The 20,037-nt window shown below is 66.5% G+C and carries 22 protein-coding genes and 1 other RNA gene; 15 read left to right on the top strand and 8 right to left on the bottom strand.

Annotated features, from left to right (window positions below):
• The 3 genes from EGJ34_RS07260 to pepQ form a co-directional block, all read left to right on the top strand.
• Positions 1 to 1,391 (top strand): DUF1631 family protein (locus tag EGJ34_RS07260; RefSeq protein WP_125359826.1); only part of this gene is annotated, 1,391 nt, incomplete at its 5' end.
• The gene (locus tag EGJ34_RS07255; protein ID WP_125359825.1) at positions 1,388 to 1,741 is read left to right on the top strand and encodes a PilZ domain-containing protein; all 354 of its coding nucleotides are present in this window, start codon (positions 1,388 to 1,390) and stop codon (positions 1,739 to 1,741) included. The genes EGJ34_RS07260 and EGJ34_RS07255, both read left to right, overlap by 4 nt.
• Positions 1,742 to 1,823: 82 nt before the next feature.
• Positions 1,824 to 3,149: a Xaa-Pro dipeptidase gene (pepQ, locus tag EGJ34_RS07250; protein ID WP_125359824.1), complete on the top strand. Its 1,326-nt coding sequence runs from the start codon at positions 1,824 to 1,826 to the stop codon at positions 3,147 to 3,149.
• Between the two features lie 678 nt (positions 3,150 to 3,827).
• Here pepQ and EGJ34_RS07245 read toward each other — a convergent pair.
• Both EGJ34_RS07245 and EGJ34_RS07240 read right to left on the bottom strand, forming a co-directional pair.
• Positions 3,828 to 5,156, bottom strand: a complete 1,329-nt coding sequence (locus EGJ34_RS07245) for an aminopeptidase P N-terminal domain-containing protein (RefSeq protein WP_125359830.1) — start codon at positions 5,154 to 5,156, stop codon at positions 3,828 to 3,830.
• A gap of 7 nt (positions 5,157 to 5,163) precedes the next feature.
• Positions 5,164 to 5,712, bottom strand: a complete 549-nt coding sequence (locus tag EGJ34_RS07240; RefSeq protein WP_125359823.1) for a UPF0149 family protein — start codon at positions 5,710 to 5,712, stop codon at positions 5,164 to 5,166.
• A 92-nt stretch (positions 5,713 to 5,804) separates the two neighbouring features.
• Here EGJ34_RS07240 and EGJ34_RS07235 point away from each other — a divergent pair, with 92 nt between their 5' ends.
• The 8 genes from EGJ34_RS07235 (at position 5,805) to EGJ34_RS07200 (ending at position 9,810) form a co-directional block, all read left to right on the top strand.
• Positions 5,805 to 6,026, top strand: a complete 222-nt coding sequence (locus EGJ34_RS07235; RefSeq protein WP_125359822.1) for a TIGR02449 family protein — start codon at positions 5,805 to 5,807, stop codon at positions 6,024 to 6,026.
• Positions 6,023 to 6,319: a cell division protein ZapA gene (locus tag EGJ34_RS07230; RefSeq protein ID WP_125359821.1), complete on the top strand. Its 297-nt coding sequence runs from the start codon at positions 6,023 to 6,025 to the stop codon at positions 6,317 to 6,319. Before EGJ34_RS07235 ends, EGJ34_RS07230 begins: the two co-directional genes overlap by 4 nt.
• A gap of 66 nt (positions 6,320 to 6,385) precedes the next feature.
• Positions 6,386 to 6,570: non-coding RNA, 6S RNA (gene ssrS, locus EGJ34_RS07225), on the top strand.
• Positions 6,571 to 6,651: 81 nt separating this feature from the next.
• Complete coding sequence (locus EGJ34_RS07220; RefSeq protein ID WP_125359820.1) at positions 6,652 to 7,227, top strand: 5-formyltetrahydrofolate cyclo-ligase; 576 nt, start codon at positions 6,652 to 6,654, stop codon at positions 7,225 to 7,227.
• Positions 7,228 to 7,234: 7 nt separating this feature from the next.
• Complete coding sequence (locus EGJ34_RS07215; protein ID WP_125359819.1) at positions 7,235 to 7,711, top strand: EVE domain-containing protein; 477 nt, start codon at positions 7,235 to 7,237, stop codon at positions 7,709 to 7,711.
• 34 nt (positions 7,712 to 7,745) lie between these two features.
• A complete protein-coding gene (gene rpiA, locus EGJ34_RS07210; protein WP_125359818.1) occupies positions 7,746 to 8,393 on the top strand; it encodes a ribose-5-phosphate isomerase RpiA in 648 nt (215 codons plus the stop codon).
• 23 nt (positions 8,394 to 8,416) lie between these two features.
• Positions 8,417 to 8,878 carry a DUF192 domain-containing protein gene (locus EGJ34_RS07205; protein WP_185750093.1) on the top strand — a complete coding sequence of 154 codons (462 nt, stop codon included), beginning with the start codon at positions 8,417 to 8,419 and terminating at the stop codon, positions 8,876 to 8,878.
• An 86-nt stretch (positions 8,879 to 8,964) separates the two neighbouring features.
• Positions 8,965 to 9,810: a SirB1 family protein gene (locus tag EGJ34_RS07200; protein ID WP_125359817.1), complete on the top strand. Its 846-nt coding sequence runs from the start codon at positions 8,965 to 8,967 to the stop codon at positions 9,808 to 9,810.
• A gap of 126 nt (positions 9,811 to 9,936) precedes the next feature.
• Here EGJ34_RS07200 and EGJ34_RS07195 read toward each other — a convergent pair whose 3' ends face one another.
• The gene (locus tag EGJ34_RS07195; RefSeq protein ID WP_125359816.1) at positions 9,937 to 10,128 is read right to left on the bottom strand and encodes a rubredoxin; all 192 of its coding nucleotides are present in this window, start codon (positions 10,126 to 10,128) and stop codon (positions 9,937 to 9,939) included.
• Positions 10,129 to 10,200: 72 nt separating this feature from the next.
• Here EGJ34_RS07195 and thiE point away from each other — a divergent pair, with 72 nt between their 5' ends.
• Entirely contained in the window at positions 10,201 to 10,848 is a 648-nt protein-coding gene (thiE, locus tag EGJ34_RS07190; RefSeq protein ID WP_125359815.1) for a thiamine phosphate synthase, read from the top strand.
• Entirely contained in the window at positions 10,845 to 12,134 is a 1,290-nt protein-coding gene (hemL, locus tag EGJ34_RS07185; RefSeq protein WP_125359814.1) for a glutamate-1-semialdehyde 2,1-aminomutase, read from the top strand. Before thiE ends, hemL begins: the two co-directional genes overlap by 4 nt.
• 43 nt (positions 12,135 to 12,177) lie before the next feature.
• On the opposite strand, the gene azu is transcribed toward hemL, so the two are convergent.
• Entirely contained in the window at positions 12,178 to 12,624 is a 447-nt protein-coding gene (gene azu, locus EGJ34_RS07180; RefSeq protein WP_260476926.1) for an azurin, read from the bottom strand.
• A gap of 112 nt (positions 12,625 to 12,736) precedes the next feature.
• Complete coding sequence (locus EGJ34_RS07175; protein ID WP_125359813.1) at positions 12,737 to 13,966, bottom strand: acetylornithine transaminase; 1,230 nt, start codon at positions 13,964 to 13,966, stop codon at positions 12,737 to 12,739.
• Between the two features lie 65 nt (positions 13,967 to 14,031).
• Between EGJ34_RS07175 and EGJ34_RS07170 the strand changes: the two genes are divergently transcribed.
• A complete protein-coding gene (locus EGJ34_RS07170) occupies positions 14,032 to 14,904 on the top strand; it encodes an ion transporter (protein ID WP_125359827.1) in 873 nt (290 codons plus the stop codon).
• 45 nt (positions 14,905 to 14,949) lie between these two features.
• Here EGJ34_RS07170 and EGJ34_RS07165 read toward each other — a convergent pair whose 3' ends face one another.
• The 3 genes from EGJ34_RS07165 to EGJ34_RS07155 form a co-directional block, all read right to left on the bottom strand.
• On the bottom strand, positions 14,950 to 15,924 hold the full coding sequence (locus EGJ34_RS07165) for a YiiG family protein (protein WP_125359812.1): 975 nt from the start codon (positions 15,922 to 15,924) through the stop codon (positions 14,950 to 14,952).
• Positions 15,925 to 16,156: 232 nt separating this feature from the next.
• On the bottom strand, positions 16,157 to 16,975 hold the full coding sequence (locus tag EGJ34_RS07160) for an NAD(P)-dependent oxidoreductase (protein WP_125359811.1): 819 nt from the start codon (positions 16,973 to 16,975) through the stop codon (positions 16,157 to 16,159).
• A 279-nt stretch (positions 16,976 to 17,254) separates the two neighbouring features.
• Entirely contained in the window at positions 17,255 to 17,917 is a 663-nt protein-coding gene (locus EGJ34_RS07155; RefSeq protein WP_125359810.1) for a serine/threonine-protein kinase, read from the bottom strand.
• Positions 17,918 to 18,016: 99 nt separating this feature from the next.
• Between EGJ34_RS07155 and EGJ34_RS07150 the strand changes: the two genes are divergently transcribed.
• Entirely contained in the window at positions 18,017 to 20,023 is a 2,007-nt protein-coding gene (locus EGJ34_RS07150) for a bifunctional DedA family/phosphatase PAP2 family protein (protein ID WP_125359809.1), read from the top strand.
• The last annotated feature ends 14 nt before the right edge of the window (positions 20,024 to 20,037 follow it).

The following is a 20,037-nucleotide window of genomic DNA, read 5'->3' as shown; positions in this document are numbered from 1 at the left end:
TGCCAGACGAAAGGCACCACGTCACCGAGGGGGGGGCAGCGCCCGCGCCTGCCGACGCTACCGGCAGCACGCCCGCGCAACCGCTGGCCAGTGCCAGCGTGCATGCCACCCTGGCCAAGCTGCAGTCGCAGACCGTCCACGCCCGTCGCAGCATGGCCGACCTGCACAACGCCCTGCTCGCGCAGATGCGCGCCGACCACGGTCCGCAGGCCGCGTTGACGGTCAAGGACAACGATACTTTCGACCTGCTGAACATGCTGTACGGTCAGATCCAGCGCGAAGTGCGGCCCGATGCCGCCGCGGTGGACCTGCTGACCCGCCTGCAGGTTCCGGTCGCGCGCGCCGCGCTGAGCGACCCCGCGTTCTTCGTGCGCGACCAGCACCCAGCGCGCGAGCTGCTCAACGCCGTCGCTGAAGCGGGTGCCAACTGGTTGGGCGAGGAAGACGTCGACCCGCAGCTGGTGCAGAAGCTCGACCGCGCCGTGGAGAAAGTGGTCACCGATTACGAAGGCGACAGTGCGGTGTTCGAAGCCGCCAATGAAGAGGTCCAGCAGCATTTCCGCGCTCTGGCGCACAAGGCCGAGCTGGCCGAACGCCGCCACGTGGAAGCCGCACGCGGCAAGGAGCGCCTGGAATCGGCCAAGCAGCAGGCCGGAACCAGCATCGAACAGCTGTGTGCGGACGCCGCGCCGCCGCGGTTCGTGCAGTCGCTGCTCAAGCAGGCCTGGTCCGACGTCCTCACCCTGACCCTGCTGCGCAACGGAGAAGGCTCCGAGCAATGGCAGCAGCGTGCGCAGGAGACCGCGCGTATTGCCGAGATCACCTGTCAGCCGCCCGGCAGCGCCGGCAGCGACCTCGAGCTCGGCCAGCAGGTGGAAGCGGCGCTGCTGCAGGTGGGCTATCACCAGGACGAAGCTGCTGCGATTTCGCGCCGGCTGTCCACTCCCGGCGGCGAAGACGAAAGCAGCTCACGTACCGAGCTGACCGCGCGACTGCGCGCGCGCAGCCGGCTGGGTGAGCAGGCCGACGGCCACGACCCGCGCAAGGCCGCGCCACTGGCACGCACGGCGGGCGAGGAAGAGCTCTACAAGCAGCTGCGCACCCTGCCCTTTGGCACGTGGTTCGAATTCACCACCAACCAGCAGGGCGACGTGCGACGCCAGCGCCTGAGCTGGTACAGCCTGATCACCGACAATGCGCTGTTTGTGAATCCGCGCGGACAGAAGGTGGCCGAGCATTCGCTGGACGCATTGGCGCGCCTGATGGCGCACGGCCAGGCGCGCATTGTCACTGAAGACAAGAGCCGGTTGATCGACCGGGCCTGGCAGGCGACCCTGCGCACGCTGCGCTCGCTGGCCGGCAACAACACCCCGGCGGAGGGAGCCGCATGAGCGACGACAAGAACACCCGCCGCGCGCGACGCCGCGAGGTCACCGAGCAGGTGCCGGTCACCGACGTGATGGCCGAAGCGGTGATCGGACGGCTGGGCAACGTATCGGAAACCGGCATGCTGATGATTGCCTCGGTGCCGATGGTCGACGACGCGCTGTTCCAGTTCCGCTTCGCCATTCCAGGCCCCGGCGGCCAACCGATCCCGCTGGATGTGGGCGCACATCTGTTGTGGCACGAGGAAAGCAACGCCCCGGGCCAGTTCTGGACCGGATTCCGCTTCCTGACCCTGAGCAGCGAGCACCGCGCCCTGCTCAGGGCGTGGGTGGAGCAGGAAACTTCGGCACCCTGAGCGCCGGTTCCTGCACAGCGCAGGCAGGCCAATTGGGGCAGAATCAGGGGCTGCACTCCGCACTGCCCTGTGAGCTTCCGCAATGAACCTGCCCGACCTTGGTGCCCTGTATTCCCATCATGTCCGCGTGCTTGCCCAGCGCGCCGACGAAGCCTTGGCGCGTGGTGGCTTCGACCATCTGGTCATTCCCAGCGGCACGCTGCATTACCAGATGTTCGACGACCGCGACTATCCGTACGCGGTGAATCCGAACTTCAAGGCCTGGTTGCCGCTGACCAAGGTTCCCAACAGCTGGCTGGTGTACACGCCGGGCGAGCGCCCGAAGGTGATCTTCCACCAGCCGTTCGACTACTGGCATGTGGTGCCGGACGCGCCCAATGGCTGGTGGGTGGAACACTTCGACATCGAGATCATCCGCACCCCGGACCAGGCACCGGGCCTGCTGCCTGCGGACGCGTCGCGCTGCGCCATCCTGGGTGAGCCGCAGAGCGCATTGGGTGCGTTCGTGCCCAACAATCCAGAGCAGGTGCTGCATTATCTGGACTGGCACCGTGCGGTGAAAACGCCGTATGAAATCGCACTGATGCGCCAGGCCCAGCGCCTCGGCGTGCGTGGCCACCGTGCCGCGGAAGGCGCGTTCCGCGCCGGCGCGAGCGAGTTCGAGATCCACATGGCGTACTGCAGCGCAGTGGGCCAGGATGCAAACGAGCTTCCCTACGGCAACATCGTGGGCCTGAACGAACACGCGGCGGTGCTGCACTACACCGACTTGGGAAAAACCGCGCCGCAGCCGCTGCGCAGCTTCCTGATCGATGCCGGTGCCAGCGCGTTCGGCTATGCCAGCGACATCACCCGCACCTATGCAGCAGCGGGGCACGACGAGTTCCAGGCCCTGGTCGACTCGGTGGACGCCGCGCAGCAGCGGATGTGCGCGGGCGTGCGCGCGGGCGTGGACTACAAGCAGCTGCATGTGGACGCCCATCTGTCGCTGATGGGCATCCTGAAGGACTTCGGGGTGCTGAAGGTATCGCCGGAAGCGGCGCTGGCGACGGGCGTGAGCGCGGCCTTCTTCCCGCACGGCCTGGGCCACCTGATCGGTCTGCAGGTACATGACGTGGCGGGCTTCGCGGCCAGCGACAGCGGCGGACGCATCGAACGCCCGCAGGGCCACCCGTACCTGCGCCTGACCCGCACGCTTGAACCGGGCATGGTGGTGACGATCGAACCGGGCGTGTACTTCATCGACATGCTGCTGGACGAAGTGAAGCAGCGCGGCCACGGCGACAGCATCGACTGGAGCCGCGTGGACTTCTTCCGCCCCTACGGCGGTATTCGCATCGAAGACGAAGTGATGTGCACCGAAGCCGACGCCGACAACCTCACCCGCCCGGCGTTTGCCGAGGCGTGATCGTCGCCTGACTGCCTGACTGATTGATTCTTTGATTGCACAATCTACGGATCGCCGGGCTTTGCCCGGCTGCTGTTGGATTCGTGCGAACACCCAGTGGTCATCGGTTCCCGTATTTGGTCGCACCGGGGTGGGTTTGCGGGACACGCCGTGAATCCATCCATGGAGGCTCGTCAAAAACATCCATGTTTTTGAGGGTCCCGAAAACCCACCCCGGCACGCCCCAGACAGGGAGTCGGTGGCCACGGAAGATCAAAACCCGTGACCGGCCCCGGTGGAATCGGTCGACAGACGATCGCCGTGAAATTCCCAACAATCGGTAACGCATGACAAGGGATCGGGGCCGCCGTTGATTTTGATCTTCGATGGCCACCGACGCACTGTCGATGGCGGTTCGGGGTGGGCTGGAGGGGGCACGAGCCGCATGGGTCGGGCGCATGCGCCCGACGGGTTGGGCAGGACGCCCAACCCCGGCCTTGCCGTGTGCGCAGGATTGCGTACACGTGCAAGCGGCGATGAGCTTACATGGACGTATTCACAGCGTCCCCCGGAACGCCCGTCCCGAGCCGCCAAACCAGACATGCCGTGACCAGCGGCTGTTCGCACAAATCCGTCAGCAGCCGGGCAAAGCCCGGCATTCCGTAAATCGTGCAATCAGACGATCAGACGATCAGGCGATCAACGCGAAGCCGCCATCTCCGCTTCAATCTCGTCGGCGCTGCGTGCCAGGCCTTCGGTCAGCACGCGGTGGCCGTCGTCGGTGATCAGCACGTCGTCCTCGGTGCGGATGCCGATGCCGCGCCAGCGCGCGTCCACACTGCGGTCGTCCGCACTCACGTACAGCCCCGGCTCGATGGTGAACACCATGCCCGGCTCGAGCAGGCGTGAGTCGCCCGCCAGGCGGTAGTCGCCGACGTCGTGCACATCCAGGCCCAGCCAATGGCCCGTCTTGTGCCGGTAGAAACGCTGGTAATGGCCCTGGGCAATGTTCTCTTCCAGCGTGCCCTGCAGCAGCCCCAACCGCAGCAGGCCCTCGGTGAGGGTCTGCACCGCCGCCAGGTGACCGGCTTCATACGGCACGCCCGGTCGTGCCTGCGCCAGTGCCGCCGCCTGCGCCGCCCCAACCAGGTCATGCAGCGCGCGCTGCTCGGCGCTGAAACGACCGTTGACCGGGAACGTGCGGGTGATGTCGCTGGCGTAGCCGCGGAACTCCGCGCCGGCATCGATCAGCACCAGATCACCATCGTGGCTGCGCGCATTGTTGCCGCGGTAGTGCAGGATGCACGCGTTCGCGCCCGCTCCGACGATGCTGCCGTAGGCCGGCCAGGCATCATTGGCACGGAAGTCGCGCTCCAGATCCGCCTGCAGTTCGTATTCGAACATGCCAGGACGCGCAACCCGCATGGCGGTGCGGTGCGCCTGCACGGTGATCTGCGCCGCGCGTTGCATCAGCGCGACTTCGGCCGGTGACTTGAACAGCCGCTGCTCGTGCAGCAGATGCCCCAGCTCCAGGAATTCATGCGGCGGCTGCGCGCCATGGCGTACCTGCGAGCGCACGCGGTTGACCCAGCCGATCAGCTTCAGGTCGAAATCCGCGTCGCGGCCGAAGTGGTAGTACACGCGCGACCGGCCTTCCAGCAGGCCCGGGAGGATGTCGTCGAGGTCATCGATCGGATAGGCATCGTCCATGCCGTAGTCCGCCACGGCCCCCTCCTGGCCCGCGCGCGCGCCGTCCCATGCCTCGCGTTCGGCGTCGCGCTCGCGGCAGAACAGGATCACCTCGCCGTGCCGGCGCCCCGGAATCAGCACCAGCACCGCGTCCGGCTCCGGGAAGCCGCTCAGGTACCAGAAATCCGAGTCCTGGCGGAACGGATAATGCGTGTCCAGGCTGCGCACCCGCTCGGAGGCGGCCGGCAGCACCAGGATGGCGTCATCACCGGCCATCTCCATCAACTGCTGGCGGCGGTGCCTGTATTCGTTCGCGCTGATTCCGGTCAGCTGCTGGATATCCATCTCAGTTCAGGCGCTGGCGGTGACGCGCGCCCATCACGCAGTCGCCGTGCAGCAGCAGCACGGCCACGCGCACGAACTCCTCGATCTCGGCCAGTGCGTCTTCGTCGTCGTCATTGCCGCTCTCGAAGTCTTCCACCGACACCTGGGCCAGCTTGGCCAGGTCGGTCAATGCTTCTTCGCCTTCTTCAGACAGCACCGGACGGTTGCCGCCCGCGCCCAGCCCGAAGCCGCCCAAGAAGGCGCGTGCCCACGCAAACAGCGCGTCGGCCTGCGAAGTGGTATCGGTGGCGTCGGTGAGCAGCAGTTCAAACGCGAAGTCACGGTCCTCCAGCTGGGCCACGGTCGCGGTCAGCAGGTCATCCAGGGTGTCCCCTTCCTGCGCCGCCGGCAGGCTGTCATCGGCCAGCACCTTGGCCGGCCATTCGCGCACGGCCGCACCACCGGCCGACAGCCAGCCGCACAGGCCGCCGTGCAGCTCGGCCGCGCTGGCCCCCAGGCCCAGGGCCTGGCTCGCCTGGGTAACGTCTTGGACAGTCGGAAGTTCGGTCATTTCGGGCTCGGTCACACTTACGGGTTGGCAGCTTCGCAGTGTAGCAATGGACAGGTAGCGGCCGGGGCGCTGCCTGCGCTATGGTGCGGGGCATGGAACCTTCAGATGCCATCGCCCAGCTACAGGCCTTTGCCGCCCGGGTCGAGGCATTGCTCGAACGCAACCAGCGCCTGGCCGAGGAAAACCGCAGCCTGCGCCACCAGCAGGAGCAGCTGGTCAATGAGCGGTCGCAGCTGCTGGCCAAGAACGAGCAGGCCCGCTCCCGGGTGGAAGCGATGATCACCCGGCTCAAATCCCTGGAGCAGCACACATGAGCCAGTCCGAACCGGTCAGTGTCCGAATTCTGGATCGTGAGTACACCGTCGGCGTGGGCGCGGATGAACGCGAAAGCCTCACCGCCGCCGCGCGCCTGCTCGACGCCAAGATGCGCGAGATCCGCGGCAGCAACCGCATGGCCGCAGTGGACCGCATTGCCGTGCTGGCGGCGCTGAATCTGGCCCATGAACTGCAGCAACTGCGCGACGAGCACGCGCAGCAGGCGACGGCCCTGCAGCAGACGCTTTCCGACCTGAACCGGCGCTTGGACCGCGCATTCGACGGTGCCTGAATTGGCCTGCAATCCGACCGACGAACGGGGGTACCCGAATCGGTGGGGTTGGCTATAATGGCCCTGCGTTCTCTGCTGTGAACGACGGCGTGTGCAAACATTCGCCTTGTCCCTTAATTACGACCACGGGTGCGCGACGACGCCGGGAGTGCAGGTCCGCCTTGTAGCGGGAAGCCCGATGGAGTCCCAGCGTACCCACTTGAACCCCGGGTTCAAGGTCGTTTCGCACGCATCGTCACCGCGGAGAATGCAGTATTCCTGCAAGAGCGACGTTCCACCGGAGCGTCGCTCTTGTTTTATCCGCCGCCCTGTACCGCTGCCCGGACCCTGGCATGACCGACCCGCGCTCCGCACTGCGCCAGCAGCTGCGCCAACGCCGCCGCGACATTCCCGCCGCACAGCGCATTGAAGCGGCCGAGCAGCTGGCTGATGCCCTGTTCGCCCTGCCCTTCACCCCGACCCACGGCTTTGTTGCCGGGTACTGGGCACTGGATGGCGAAATCGCCCTGCACCGCTGGCAGATGCGCCTGCCCGACAGCCTCACCTACTGTCTGCCGGTGCTCAGCGGCGACGTGCTGCGTTTTGCGCCCTGGCGTCCGGGCCAGCCGCTCACCGCCAACCGCTACGGCATTCCCGAACCAGACGTGGCCGCCGGCGACACCCTGGCCGCCGAGCAGATGGCATTGGTGGTGGCCCCGCTGGTGGGCTTCGACGCGCAGGCCCGGCGGCTGGGCATGGGAGGCGGCTGGTATGATCGCAGCTTCGCATTCCGCCAGGCCCGCCCGGCTCCACCGTGGCTGGTCGGTGTTGGCTTCGCTGCCCAGCAGGTCGATGACCTGCCGGTGCAGCCGTGGGACGTCGGCGTGGATGCGATCTGTACCGAAACCACCACGTTCATTCCCCGATAGACACCGCATGACCGCACGCAAGCGCTACTGGCTGATGAAGTCCGAACCGGACGCCTTTTCCATCGACGACCTGCAGCGCGTGGGCCAGGAACCCTGGAACGGCGTGCGCAACTACCAGGCGCGCAACTTCATGCGCGACGGCATGAAGGTCGGCGACGGCGTGCTGTTCTACCACTCCAATACCAAGGTGCCGGGCATCGTCGGCACCGCCACGGTGGCCACCGAAGCCTACCCGGACGACACCCAGTTCGACCCGAAGTCTGATTACTACGACCCCAAGGCCACCCGCGAAGAACCGCGCTGGCTGCTGGTCGATGTGGCCTTTGAGCGCAAGCTGCGCGACACCATTTCGCTGGACGAGATCAAGCTGCATGCCGACGCGCTGGGCGAAGGCTTCCCGCTGATCGCACGCGGCAACCGGCTGTCGATCCTGCCCGTGACCGCCGCGCAGTGGAAACTGCTGCTGTCGCTGGAAAAGCACTGACCTTTTTCCTTCTGTCTTTCACGAGTACTGCCCCATGTCCGAAGCCAAACGCCTGGCCGCCGAAAAAGCCCTGGAATATGTTCAAGACGGCATGATCGTCGGGGTCGGCACCGGTTCCACCGTGGCCTACTTCATCGACGGCCTGGCCCGCATCAAGCACCGCATCAAGGGGGCCGTGTCCAGCTCCGAGCAGAGCACCGCGCGGCTGAAGGAACACGGCATCGAGGTGATGGAGCTCAACCACACCGGCAAGCTTTCCCTGTATGTGGACGGGGCCGACGAGTGCGACGGCAACAAGTGCCTGATCAAGGGCGGCGGTGCCGCACTGACGCGTGAGAAGATCATTGCCGAGGCCAGCGAGCAGTTCGTCTGCATCGTCGACCCGAGCAAGCAGGTGAAGGTGCTTGGCAGGTTCCCGCTGCCGGTGGAGGTGATTCCGATGGCGCGCAGCCTGGTGGCCCGTCAGATCATGGACATGACCGGCGGCCAGCCGACCTGGCGCGAAGGCGTGGTGACCGACAACGGCAACCAGATCCTGGACATCCATCATCTGGAGATCACCGACCCGGTGAAGCTGGAGCGCGAACTCAACCAGCTGCCCGGCGTGGTCTGCGTCGGCCTGTTCGCGCGTCGTCCGGCGGACGTGGTGATTGTCGGCGGCGAGCCGCCGCAGGTTCTGTAACTTTCTCACTGAGGACACCCGGTATGCGTGCTTCGTCGTTGCTGCGTCTGTTGTTGCCGTTGTTGCTGCTGGTCTCGCTGAGCGCCTGTGCAAGCAGTGGTACCCGCCATTGGGTGGAGCTGGCCGGGACCCGTTACCAGGTGGAGCTGGCCACCGATGACGCCAGTCGCGCGCGCGGCCTGATGTTCCGCGACGAGCTGCCGGAAGGCCACGGCATGCTGTTCATCCACGACCGCCAGGAACTGCAGGCGTACTGGATGAAGAACACCCGTATCGCGCTGGACATTCTGTACTTCGACGCGCAGCGCAGGCTGGTCAGCCAGCAGCGCGACGTGCCGCCGTGCTCGGCCGGCGACCGCTGCCCGCCCTATCCCAGCAGCGGCCCTGCCAAGTACGTGCTGGAGCTCAACGCCGGCCAGGCGCAGAAGCTGGGCCTGCAGGATGGCGCGCTGCTCACCTTCGGGCCGGGCATCGAGGCCAACTGAACGCGGCCACGCCGGGCCCGCCACCCGCGTGGCCTTTTCACAGCGCGCCGCTTGAATCGCGGCGCGTTTGTCGCCAGTCTGTGGTCATGCAGGGGAAGATCACATTGCCGGCGTGGGACAGCCTGGCCGAGCTGGACGACGAGGCGCTGCCGCTGTTGCCCACCGCCCTGCTGATCGCACGCGACGAATACCCTGATCTGGACCCGGCCGCGTATGACGCCCTGGTCCAGAGCCACGCCGACCACCTGCGCACCGAGGTGGACACGCTGGACCGCTTCCCGCTGAAGATCGCCGCGGTGAACCGGCACCTGTTCGATGAACTGGGCTACGGCGGCGACCATGGCGAGTACTACGATCCGCGCAACAGCTACCTCAACCAGGTCCTCGATCGCCGCTTGGGCAATCCGATCTCGCTGGCGCTGGTGCAGATGGAAGTGGCCCGCCGGCTGGGCATTCCGCTGGACGGCGTGTCCTTCCCGGGGCACTTCCTGGTCCGCCTGCCGGTGGACGATGGGATGCTGGTGATGGACCCGTTCAACGGCGGTCGGCCGCTGGATGTGGACGAGCTGCGCGAGCGTGCCCGCTCGCACCTGGGCGGCGAAGTACCCGACGACCACGTGCTGGCCCAGATTCTGGACGCCGCGCCGGCGCGCGCGATCCTGATGCGTATGCTGCGCAACCTGCATGGGGTGTACGCCGAGCGCGGCGAATGGGACCGCGCTGCACGCAGTGCCGACCGCCTGCTGAAGCTGGCTCCGGAGCAGGATGACGCGCTGCGTGACCGTGGCCTGGCGTATTTACAGCTGGACCATCAGGCCGGTGCGCGACATGACCTGGCGCTGTATCTCAAGCGCAATGCGCAGGCCAGTGATGCGCAGTGGGTTCGGGAAAAGCTGATCGAATTAGGCGCCGGCGCGCCGCGGTTGCATTGAGAGCAGCCGGGCAAGCCCGGCTCTACGTCCAGGATCGCCATGTCCGTCTGGAATCGCCACGTGCGTTCCGGGTCGCCATGATCGTAGAGCCGGGCTTGCCCGGCTGCCGTTGGCGATCGACCTGCGTCAATCGATCTCCACCATCTCGAAATCATCCTTGGTCACGCCGCAATCCGGGCACGTCCAGGTATCCGGTACATCCTCCCAGGCAGTACCCGGGGCAATGCCCTCTTCCGGCAAACCATCCACTTCCCTGTAGATGAAACCGCAGACAACGCACATCCAGGTGCGGAAAGTGGTGGCAGCAGTGTCGCTCATTGGATAATCAGGGGCTGGGCAGTACGGTTGACCGGCATTGTCCCACTCCCGTCGCGCTGCTGGTAGCCATTGATGAACACCCCTGTTGCTGCATCCACGTCCCCGCGGGGCGTCTATCTGATCACCCCCGACGAGGCGGACACCGTGCGCCTGCTGGCGCGGGTGGAACCGCTGCTGGCCAACGGCGCAACCTGGCTGCAGTACCGCAACAAGACCGCCAGCCCCGCCCTGCGGCAGGCCCAGGCCGCCGCATTGCAGCCGCTGTGCGCCACCCACGGCGTGCCGCTGATCATCAACGACAACGTGGCCCTGGCCCGGGCCGTGGGCGCGGCCGGCGTGCATCTGGGCGCGGAAGACGGCGACATCGCCGCCGCCCGGGCGCTGTTGGGGCCGGACGCCATCATCGGCACCTCCTGCTACGACAGCCTTGACCGCGCCGGCACCGGAGCCGCGGCCGGGGCCAGCTACGTGGCCTTCGGGGCGTTCTTCCCCACCACCACCAAGGTCACCAGGAGCCGCGCCAGCGTCGACCTGCTGCGGCAAACCGCCGCACTGGGCGTGCCGCGGGTGGCGATTGGCGGCCTGACCCCGGACAATGTGGGCCCGATCATCGCCGCCGGAGCCGACCTGGTCGCCGTGGTCAGCGGCATCTTTGCCGCCCCCGACCCGGTCGCCGCCCTGCGCGCCTGCCTCGCCCGTTTCCAGGACCCCATCGCATGAACCACGACAACTCGCACGCCCTGTTTACCCGCGCCCAGGCGCTGCTGCCCGGCGGAGTCAATTCGCCGGTGCGCGCGTTCAAGTCGGTCGGCGGTGAGCCGTTCTTCGTCGAACGCGCCGATGGCCCCTACCTGTATGACGTGGACGGCAACCAGTACATCGACTACGTCGGCTCGTGGGGTCCGATGATCGTCGGCCACAACCATCCGGCCGTGCGCCAGGCGGTGAAGCACGCGATCAACAACGGGCTGTCGTTCGGTGCGCCATGCGCCGCCGAGGTCACCATGGCCGAGACCATCACCCGGCTGGTGCCCTCGTGCGAAATGGTGCGCATGGTCAATTCCGGCACCGAGGCCACGCTGTCGGCGATCCGCCTTGCACGCGGTGCGACCGGCCGCAGCCGCATCGTCAAGTTCGAAGGCTGCTACCACGGCCACGGCGACTCCTTCCTGGTCAAGGCCGGCAGCGGCATGCTGACCCTGGGCGTGCCGACCTCCCCGGGCGTGCCGGCCGGCCTGAGTGAGCTCACCCTTACCCTGCCCTACAACGACTTCGACGCCGCCACCGCGCTGTTTGCCGAACAGGGCGAGCACATTGCCGGCCTGATCATCGAACCCGTGGTGGGCAACGCCAACTGCATTCCACCGCGCGACGGCTACCTGCAGCACCTGCGCGCGCTGTGCACCCAGTACGGGGCGCTGCTGATCTTCGACGAAGTGATGACCGGCTTCCGCGTCGCCCTCGGCGGCGCGCAGGCCCACTACGGCATCACCCCGGACCTGACCACCTTCGGCAAGATCATCGGCGGTGGCATGCCTGTCGGAGCCTACGGCGGCCGCCGCGACCTGCTTTCGCAGATCGCCCCGGCCGGCCCGATCTACCAGGCCGGCACGCTCAGCGGCAATCCGGTGGCCATGGCCGCCGGGCTTGCGATGCTGGAGCTGGTGCAGGAGCCGGGCTTCCATGAGCGTCTTTCGGCCGCGACTGCGCGCCTGTGTGCCGGGCTGGAAGCCGCTGCGGCTGAAGCCGGCGTGGCGGTGACCACCAACCAGGTGGGGGCGATGTTCGGGTTGTTCTTCACCCATCAGAAGGTGGAGACGTATGCGCAGGCCACCGCGTGTGACACCGCTGCGTTCAACCGGTTCTTCCACGCGATGCTGGAGCGCGGGGTGTTCCTGGCGCCGTCGGCGTATGAGGCCGGGTTCCTGTCCAGTGCGCACGATGACAGCGTGATTGATGCAACCATTGCCGCGGCGCGTGAGGCGTTTGTGGTGGCGCGCGGGTAACGACCAACGGTCGTTACCTACCCGGCCGTTTGATTTTCGGTTCTCAACCGAAAATCAAACGGCCTTTCATCATGGCGAAATGCCCGGGGAACGAACAAAAGAACGTGTAATCCCCACCCTTCACCAGCTTCGCGGTGCTGAACGTCACCGACGTGCTCTGCCCACCGCCAATTACGGCCGTATGCGCCAACACCCGCGCATCGTTCTTTGGCAGGTAGCTGTCGGACAGCTTCATCCGCATGCCTGCCATCGCCACCGGCTGGTAGTCCGCCGTTTTCGTCAGTACCCAGTTATGCCCCATCGCCGTGGCCGCCAGCTTGCCGGTGTGCCGCAGGGTGAGCTTCACCTGGGTGCAGTCGCCGGCCAGTTTGATCTGCTTCTGGGTGAAGGTCATCTGGTCGGTGCTGTCCACGTTGACCGCGCAGACGCGGGCATAGGCGGACGGAGCGAAGGCCAAGCTGGCCAGAAACAGGGGGGCGAGCAGTTTCACGGTGATCTCCTTGCGGGTACACCGTGAATTCTAGAGAGCGCTGGAAGGTCTCACCTGCGACGGGGTGTCGCAGGTGCACGCCAAAGGCAGCCGGGCAAGCCCGGCTCTACGGTCAGCGCGTGGCGATGAACGACTGGATCGCCGCCCGCAACCGCTTCAACCCTTCCGCCACTTCCTCATCGTTGATGTTCAACGACGGCACGAAGCGCAGCACATCCGGCCCGGCCTGCAGCGTGAGCAGCCCATGCTCGGCGGCATGATCCAGAATCGGTCCGGCCTGCCCGGCAAAGTCCTTGTCCAGCACCGCGCCCAGCATCAGGCCGCGACCGCGCACCTGGCTGAACACCTTGAACTCGTCGTTGATCTTCCCCAGCCCCTCGCGCAGCGCCTGCGACTGCCGGCCCACGTTGTGCGCGATTTCCGGTGAAGACAGCTTGCGCAGCGCGACCCGGGCCACCGCAGCGGCCAGCGGATTGCCACCAAAGGTGGTGCCATGCGCGCCAAACTGCATCACCTCGGCCACCTTCGGACCGGCCAGCATCGCACCGATCGGGAAACCGCCGCCCAACGCCTTGGCCAGGGTCACGATGTCCGGCTTGATGCCGTCCTGCCAGTGCGCGAACAGCGTGCCGGTGCGGCCCATGCCGGCCTGGATCTCATCCAGCACCACCAGCGCGTTGTGCTGGTCGCACAGCTCGCGCACGCGCTGCAGGAAGCCGGACTTGGCCGGCATCACCCCGCCCTCGCCCTGGATCGGCTCCAGCATCACCGCGGCCACGTCGCCGGCGGCCATCGCCGTTTCCAGCTGCACTTCGTCGTTGAAATCCACATAGCGGAAGCCACCGGGCAGCGGCTCGTAGCCTTCCTGGTACTTCGGCTGGGCGGTGGCGGTCACCGCCGCCAGGGTGCGGCCGTGGAAGCTGCCACGGAAGGTCACGATCACCCGCTTGTCGGCGGGGCGGCCCTGCGAGGAGGCCCACTTGCGCACCAACTTGATCGCCACTTCGTTGGCTTCCGCACCGGAATTGCACAGGAACACCCGCTCGGCGAAGCGCGAGGCGGTGACCAGCTCTTCGGCCAGGCGCAGCGGCGGCTCGCTGTAGAACACGTTGCTGGTGTGCCACAGCTTGCCGGCCTGCTCGATCAGCGCCGCCTTCAGGTCCGGATCGTTGTGGCCCAGGCCGCACACGGCGATGCCGGCGGCCAGGTCGATGAACTCCCGGCCGTGGTTGTCCCACACGCGCGCGCCCTGGCCGCGCTCGAGCACCACCTGGCGCGGCTTGTACACCGGCAGGTAGTAATGCGACAGGGACAGAAGCGGGTCAGGGGCAGCGGCGGTCATGGCGGTCAAGGGCTCCGGGAAAGGTCTCATTCTCCCCCTACCCCGGCTGGGGCACAATGCGCCGCATGCGACCGTTCAGTGCCCCCCAGCTCAACCCTGCAACCGAATCCGGCTGGCGCCGGACCTGGTTCGACATCATCTACCGCCACGACACCAAGCCCTCGCGCAATTTCGACCTGCTGCTGGTCTACGCCATCATCGCCAGCGTGCTGGTGGTCATGTTCGACAGCGTGCAGCGCTTCCATGTGGCCCACGCCAGCTGGCTGTACGTGGTGGAATGGGGCTTCACGATCCTGTTCACCGCCGAGTACCTGCTGCGGCTGGTGGTGGTGAAGCGCCCCCTGCGCTATGCGTTCAGCATCTGGGGCATCATCGACCTGGCCTCGATCCTGCCCACCTACCTGTCGTTGTTCATCCCCGGCGCACAGAGCCTGCTGGTGGTGCGCGCGCTGCGCATCCTGCGCGTGTTCCGCATTCTCAAGCTGACCCGCTACATCGAAGAAAGCGGCGTGCTGATGGAATCGCTGTGGCGCAGCCGGCGCAAGATCCTGCTGTTCCTTTTCACGGTGATCACCATCACCATCATCGCCGGCACCATGATGTATGTGATCGAAGGGCCGAATCACGGCTTCACCAGCATTCCCAGTGCCATGTACTGGGCGGTGGTGACGATGGCCACGGTCGGGTTTGGCGACATCGTGCCGCAGACCGTGCTGGGACGGTTCGTTACTTCGGTTCTGATCCTGATCGGTTACAGCATCATCGCCGTGCCCACCGGCATCTATACCGCCGAGCTGGCCAGCACCATGCGCGATGCCGAGCTGGCCGCGCGACGCGATGCGCGTGGGTGCCCGCACTGCGGGCTGGAAGGGCATGAGCCGGACGCGCGGTATTGCCGACGCTGTGGGCAGGGATTGCCTGAGGTGTTCAACCAATGATGGCAAGGCGCGGCGGATGGGCGTTCCGCCGCGCCTTGCAACCTCTTACATCCGGTTGCTTCGCTGAACCAGGTCGTTGTACTTGTTCAACAGCTTGGAGGGTGAGCCGCTGGGGGCCAGCGTCGGATTGTTCATCCACTCGATTTCCAGCTTGCTGTACGGCTTTTTGTCGCGCACGCGGGCCACGCGGTCCTTGGCCTCACGGCGGAACTGCTCGGCCGACATCTCGAACGTGCTCCAGCCGGTATCGTTCTGCGCCGGCTTGACCTTGGCGTGGGCTTCATCGGAAATCGCGTTGAACGCAGCGACACGCTTCTCGCCTTCGGCGACGTCGAAGGTGTCATCGCTCATGAACTCCACCAGCGACTTGGCCTCCAGCATCATCGAGAGACGATAGAACTCCATCGTGCGCCCTTCAGCCTTCTCCAGCGCAGCCAGCTGTTCACGCTGGGCCTGGTCGTTCTGCTTTTCCAGCTCGTCGCTGAAGGTCTCGCTGGACGCGGCAAACGCGCCCCATGCCGCCATCAGTGGCGCGTGCATCTGCTTGCCCTTGGCGAAGTTGTCGTCTTCGAAATCTTCGCGGTTGTAGTAGTCGTAGGCTTCCTTGGCCAGCGGCTCCAGCGCGTGCAGCTGGGCGAGGTAGTCCTTGGCTGCGGCGTCCAGCGCCGGCAGCTTCGGTTCGGCGGCCAGCGCGCGGTTGACCGTCTCGTCGCACTTCTTCAGCCCGTAGCTGTCCACCGGGCGGGGACCGTAACCGCGCTGTTCCTTTCCGGTCGGGCCCGCTTCGGGATCCTTCATCCAGTTGGTGTAGGTGTCGATGCCACGATGCTGGTCCGCATCAACGGCGTTGTAGCAGTCAATGTAGTCATTGAGCTTGACGGTCAGCGCTTCCTGCGCGTCCAGCGTTTCGCTGGCGGCCGCCGCCTCGGCCTTGGCCGGATCGGCCGACTTGTTGCCGCAGGCGCTGAGGGCCAGGGCGATCGAAACGGCCATCGTGGCCGTGCGTACTGCGTGCTTCATCCAACCTCTCCGTGTTGAAAACGTTTCCAGAGAGGGAATTCTAGCAGGAGAGGCACCCCAGACGTAGAGCCACGCCCTGCGTGGCTGCTCTCCGGTCTGGCGTCATCAGCGCCTGATTCGCGGCCTCGGTCAGGCCCAAATGCCGGAGCATGTAGCCCCGCCGGAAACGCGCTGTTTTCGCTCACTCGTGCCGCGCCTTGCACGGGTACCACGCAGGGCGTGGTACCTACGATCAGTCGAGAAAAAGGTCCGGCAGCAGTGGCCGCGAGGGGTCCACCGCGTAGCCGCTGAGGTCGGTGACGCCGGCTTCGGCCAGCACTTCATCGTCGAGCAGGAAGTTGCCGTGGAAGCCGGCGGCTTCGCGGGTCAGCACCGCATGCGCGGCATCGGCCATGATCTGTGGCGTGCGGCAACCGGCAGCATCGACGCCCGGAATCATGTTGATCGCATCAGTGGCGATCACGGTGCGCGGCCACAGTGCATTCACCGCCACGCCCTGCGGGCCGAATTCGGCGGCCAAGCCCAGAGTGACGAAGCTCATGCCCATCTTGGCCAGCGTGTAGCCGGTGTGCGGACCCCACCACTTCGGGTTGAGGCTGGGCGGCGGGGCCAAGGTGAGAATGTGCGGGTTGGCCGCCTGAAGCAGGTGCGGAAGACAGGCCTGCGCACACAGGAAGCTGCCGCGCGAATTTACCTGCTGCATCAGGTCGAAGCGTTTCATCGGCGTATCCAGCGTGCCGCGCAGCCAGATCGCGCTGGCGTTGTTGACCAGGATGTCGATGCCGCCGAACGTGTCCACGGTGGCGGCGACGGCTGCGTGCACCTGGTCTTCTTCGCGGATGTCGCACTTCAGGGCCAGCCCTTGGCCACCAACGGCGTTCACGGCTTCGGCAGCGCTGTGGATGGTGCCCGGGAGCTTGGGGTTCGGGACCGACGATTTGGCCGCGATGGCCACGTTGGCCCCTTCACGCGCGGCGCGCAGGGCGATGGCCAGGCCGATGCCACGCGAGGCACCGGTGATGAACAGGGTTTTACCTTGGAGGCTGGCCATGCGCGATTCCGGGGAAGCAGTGGGATTTCTGATTATGCCGTGGTGGGCGCAAGCGTGGGTTGTTGCGGGGAGCGTGCCTTCGTTTTGCGGTCATGCCCCAATGAAGTGACGTTTGTTATCGGCGGTCGACTATCGTGCGACCCTACCAGTCTCCCAGACATCCCCATCCGATTTCCCATCCAGGGTCCCGTTGGCGTTGGCATTGACGTCACCACCGTGCACCGCGAATCACGCGTCATGCGTCACGCATGGACCGCTGGCACCCAACTGCGTGCCTTCTCAGGGCTTCGGCCCCTGCCCTTCGTTGTCTTCCCAGTGCAGGATCTTGCGGGTGACGAACCGGTACACCGGCTTGCCGGTGCGGAACCAGAGGTCACGCACCCAGGAATGGCGTTTCAGCAGGCGCTTTTCGACCGGGGTGAGGTACTCGCGGCAGTACATGCGTTTGTGCTTGAGCAGGTGGCGCAGGTCTTCGCGGGCGAGCAGGCGCATCCAGCGCGAGCGCGGGTTGCCGATCACGGCGAGCTGGAAGTCGATCAGCGCGGGGCGGCCGTCCTCGCGGACCAGCCAGTTGGCTTCCTTGGCCAGGTCGTTGTGAGCGATGCCGTGGCGGTGGACCTGTTGCAGCAGCCGGCGCGCGGCGCGGAAGTAGGCCAGGTCGCCGCGCGGGGGGCGCTGGTACATGGCGTCGCCCTCCATGAAGCTGCGGTCCAGCCAGTGGCCGTCCCAGGCCAGCAGACGGGGGGTGTCGGGCATGCCGTTCAGATGTGCCAGCGCGCGGGCCTCGCGCCGGGCCAGCCACCAGGCCGGCAGGCGCAGCCACAGCGGCGTGGCTCCGAGGTCGCGGCGCACGAAGCGCTGGCCGTCCTGTTCGATCAGCAGGATGCGGCCGAAGCTGTCGGCCTTCAGGGCATGCGGGGCGATGGGCGGCGTTGACGTCATGTCGCCATTCTAGGCGGTTCACGTTCGTTGCCGGCAGATGACGTCGTTTCGGCGCACACCGGTGGCAGCCAGTCAGCGTTGCCCCTCTATAATCCGGCGATGGACTCTTCATGGATCGATGCCACGCTCGCGTGGATCGCAGCTCACCCCGTACTGGCCGGTGCGGTCGTCTTCCTCATCGCTTTCTGCGATGCGGTCATCATTCTGGGCGCGATCGTGCCGGCGTTGCCCTTGCTGTTCGCCGTGGGCGTGCTGATCGGCCTGGGCCAGATCTCGGGCCCGTATGCGGTGGCCTGCACCGCGCTGGGTGCGCTGGCCGGCGATGCGCTCAGTTACTGGATTGGCCGCCGCTGGGGTGACCGGCTGCGCGGCATCTGGCCGTTCAGTCGCTACCCGCAGCTGCTCGACCGCGGCGAAATCATGTTCCGCCGCAATGCCTTCAAGAGCATCCTGGTGGCGCGCTACGTAGGAGCCATCCGTCCTTTCGTGCCGGCCATCGCCGGCATGATGAAGATGCCGGTTCCCCGCTACCTGCAGGCCAGCAGCATCGCCGCGATCAGCTGGGCGCTGCTGTTCCTGGCCCCGGGCTGGGTGCTGGGCGAAGCCTATGACGCGGTGGCGGCGGTGGCCGGCCGTCTGGTGATGGTGCTGGCCCTGGTTGGCGTGGTGCTGGGCGTGGTCTGGGCGATCGTGCTGTATGGCTACCGCTGGTCGGCAGCGCGCATGGACACCTGGCTGGCGGGGCTGCTGCGCTGGTATCAGCGCCACCCCACCCTGGGCCGGTACTCGGTGGCGGTGTTCGACCCGAACCGCCGTGAATCGGTGCCGCTGGCGATGCTGGCATTGATGCTGCTGTTGCTCGGCTGGTGCTGGTTCGCCCTGCTGATGGCCGTGGTCGCGCATGGCGAACCGCTGGCGCTGGACCTGGCGGTGCACGAGGCGATGCTGGCCCTGCGCAACCCGCTGGCCGACTACCCGATGGCGGCGCTGGCCTCGCTGGGTGCCTGGCAGGTCTTGATGCCGGCGACCGCTGCCGGCATGGGCTATCTGATCTGGCGCCGGCGCTGGATGGCGGCCGGACATTGGCTGGCGGCCCTGGCCTTCGGCTATGCATTGACCGAACTGCTGGGCACCACTGTCGATGTGGTGCGGCCGCCCAATGCGAGCAGCGGCTTCGGCTTCCCGTCGGTGTCGGTGACCATGGCCACCATCACCTTCGGCTTCTTCGCGGTGCTGATCGGGCGTGAACTCCCCGGTCGCACGCGGGTGTGGCCGTACCTGCTGTCGGGCATCATCGTCAGCCTGATCGGCTTTGCCCGCATCTACCTCGGCGCGCACTGGCTGAGCGACGTGATCGGCGGCATGTTGTTCGGCATCTTCTGGCTGCTGGTGCTGGGCATCGCCTATCGCCGCCGCTTCAACCGATCGTTCTGGGTCAAGCCGGTGTCATGGCTGTTCTACGGCACGTTCGCCGCGGCGGCGTTCTGGTATGCCCCGCGCAACATCGAAGCCAAGCTGCTGCGTTTTGAACCGGCCCAGCCCGCACCCGCCGCGTTGACCGCGCAGGGCTGGTGGGACGGCGCGTGGCGCGCCCTGCCGGCGCGTCGCAATGAGTTCGACGATGACCAGCGCTGGCCGCTGGACGTGCAGGTAGCCGGCCCGCTGGGACCGCTGCGCCAGCAACTGGAAACCCACGGCTGGCATGTACAGCCACAGGCCGGCTGGGAGCAGGCGCTGCTGATGCTGGACAAGTCGGCCGCACCGGAAGAAGTGCCGGTGCTGCCGGCAACGCTGGACACCCAGGTCGAGTCGCTGCTGATGATCCGCGCCGGTGATGCGCCGTACGAGATCTATGCGCTGCGTCTGTGGCCGGCTCCGGCCGAACTGACCCCGGGCAAGCAGCCGCTGTGGCTGGGCAGCGCGCAGACCCTGCGCTACCAGCAGCACTTCGGCCTGATCGGCATGTGGCATCCCATGCGCGGCATCGACCCGTCGTTGAAGGCGGTGCGTAAGGCATTGGACGGATTGCCGCATGCAGTGGAGCCGCATCCGGAATCGAAGACGCCGGTATTGCGCGTGCGCACCGATCACGACCCACGGTCGTGATCCACCGTTTCGTG

Origin of the sequence: Stenotrophomonas sp. 278, from assembly GCF_003935715.1 — a bacterium.
Lineage (GTDB): Bacteria > Pseudomonadota > Gammaproteobacteria > Xanthomonadales > Xanthomonadaceae > Stenotrophomonas > Stenotrophomonas maltophilia_AH.
Note: the sequence above shows the minus strand (reverse complement) of the source record. Positions and strands in the feature narration are given on the sequence as shown.

Excerpts from the sequence above, each read along its gene's own strand:
- EGJ34_RS07165 (WP_125359812.1), bottom strand. The coding sequence starts at position 15,924 with ATGAAGCACGCAGTACGCACGGCCACGATGGCCGTTTCGATCGCCCTG.
- rpiA (WP_125359818.1), top strand. The coding sequence starts at position 7,746 with ATGTCCGAAGCCAAACGCCTGGCCGCCGAAAAAGCCCTGGAATATGTT.
- EGJ34_RS07160 (WP_125359811.1), bottom strand. The coding sequence starts at position 16,975 with ATGGCCAGCCTCCAAGGTAAAACCCTGTTCATCACCGGTGCCTCGCGT.
- EGJ34_RS07235 (WP_125359822.1), top strand. The coding sequence starts at position 5,805 with ATGGAACCTTCAGATGCCATCGCCCAGCTACAGGCCTTTGCCGCCCGG.
- EGJ34_RS07255 (WP_125359825.1), top strand. The coding sequence starts at position 1,388 with ATGAGCGACGACAAGAACACCCGCCGCGCGCGACGCCGCGAGGTCACC.
- EGJ34_RS07150 (WP_125359809.1), top strand. The coding sequence starts at position 18,017 with ATGGACTCTTCATGGATCGATGCCACGCTCGCGTGGATCGCAGCTCAC.
- pepQ (WP_125359824.1), top strand. The coding sequence starts at position 1,824 with ATGAACCTGCCCGACCTTGGTGCCCTGTATTCCCATCATGTCCGCGTG.
- hemL (WP_125359814.1), top strand. The coding sequence starts at position 10,845 with ATGAACCACGACAACTCGCACGCCCTGTTTACCCGCGCCCAGGCGCTG.
- EGJ34_RS07205 (WP_185750093.1), top strand. The coding sequence starts at position 8,417 with ATGCGTGCTTCGTCGTTGCTGCGTCTGTTGTTGCCGTTGTTGCTGCTG.
- EGJ34_RS07195 (WP_125359816.1), bottom strand. The coding sequence starts at position 10,128 with ATGAGCGACACTGCTGCCACCACTTTCCGCACCTGGATGTGCGTTGTC.
- EGJ34_RS07155 (WP_125359810.1), bottom strand. The coding sequence starts at position 17,917 with ATGACGTCAACGCCGCCCATCGCCCCGCATGCCCTGAAGGCCGACAGC.
- EGJ34_RS07240 (WP_125359823.1), bottom strand. The coding sequence starts at position 5,712 with ATGACCGAACTTCCGACTGTCCAAGACGTTACCCAGGCGAGCCAGGCC.
- EGJ34_RS07220 (WP_125359820.1), top strand. The coding sequence starts at position 6,652 with ATGACCGACCCGCGCTCCGCACTGCGCCAGCAGCTGCGCCAACGCCGC.
- EGJ34_RS07215 (WP_125359819.1), top strand. The coding sequence starts at position 7,235 with ATGACCGCACGCAAGCGCTACTGGCTGATGAAGTCCGAACCGGACGCC.
- EGJ34_RS07170 (WP_125359827.1), top strand. The coding sequence starts at position 14,032 with ATGCGACCGTTCAGTGCCCCCCAGCTCAACCCTGCAACCGAATCCGGC.
- EGJ34_RS07175 (WP_125359813.1), bottom strand. The coding sequence starts at position 13,966 with ATGACCGCCGCTGCCCCTGACCCGCTTCTGTCCCTGTCGCATTACTAC.
- EGJ34_RS07230 (WP_125359821.1), top strand. The coding sequence starts at position 6,023 with ATGAGCCAGTCCGAACCGGTCAGTGTCCGAATTCTGGATCGTGAGTAC.
- EGJ34_RS07200 (WP_125359817.1), top strand. The coding sequence starts at position 8,965 with ATGCAGGGGAAGATCACATTGCCGGCGTGGGACAGCCTGGCCGAGCTG.
- thiE (WP_125359815.1), top strand. The coding sequence starts at position 10,201 with ATGAACACCCCTGTTGCTGCATCCACGTCCCCGCGGGGCGTCTATCTG.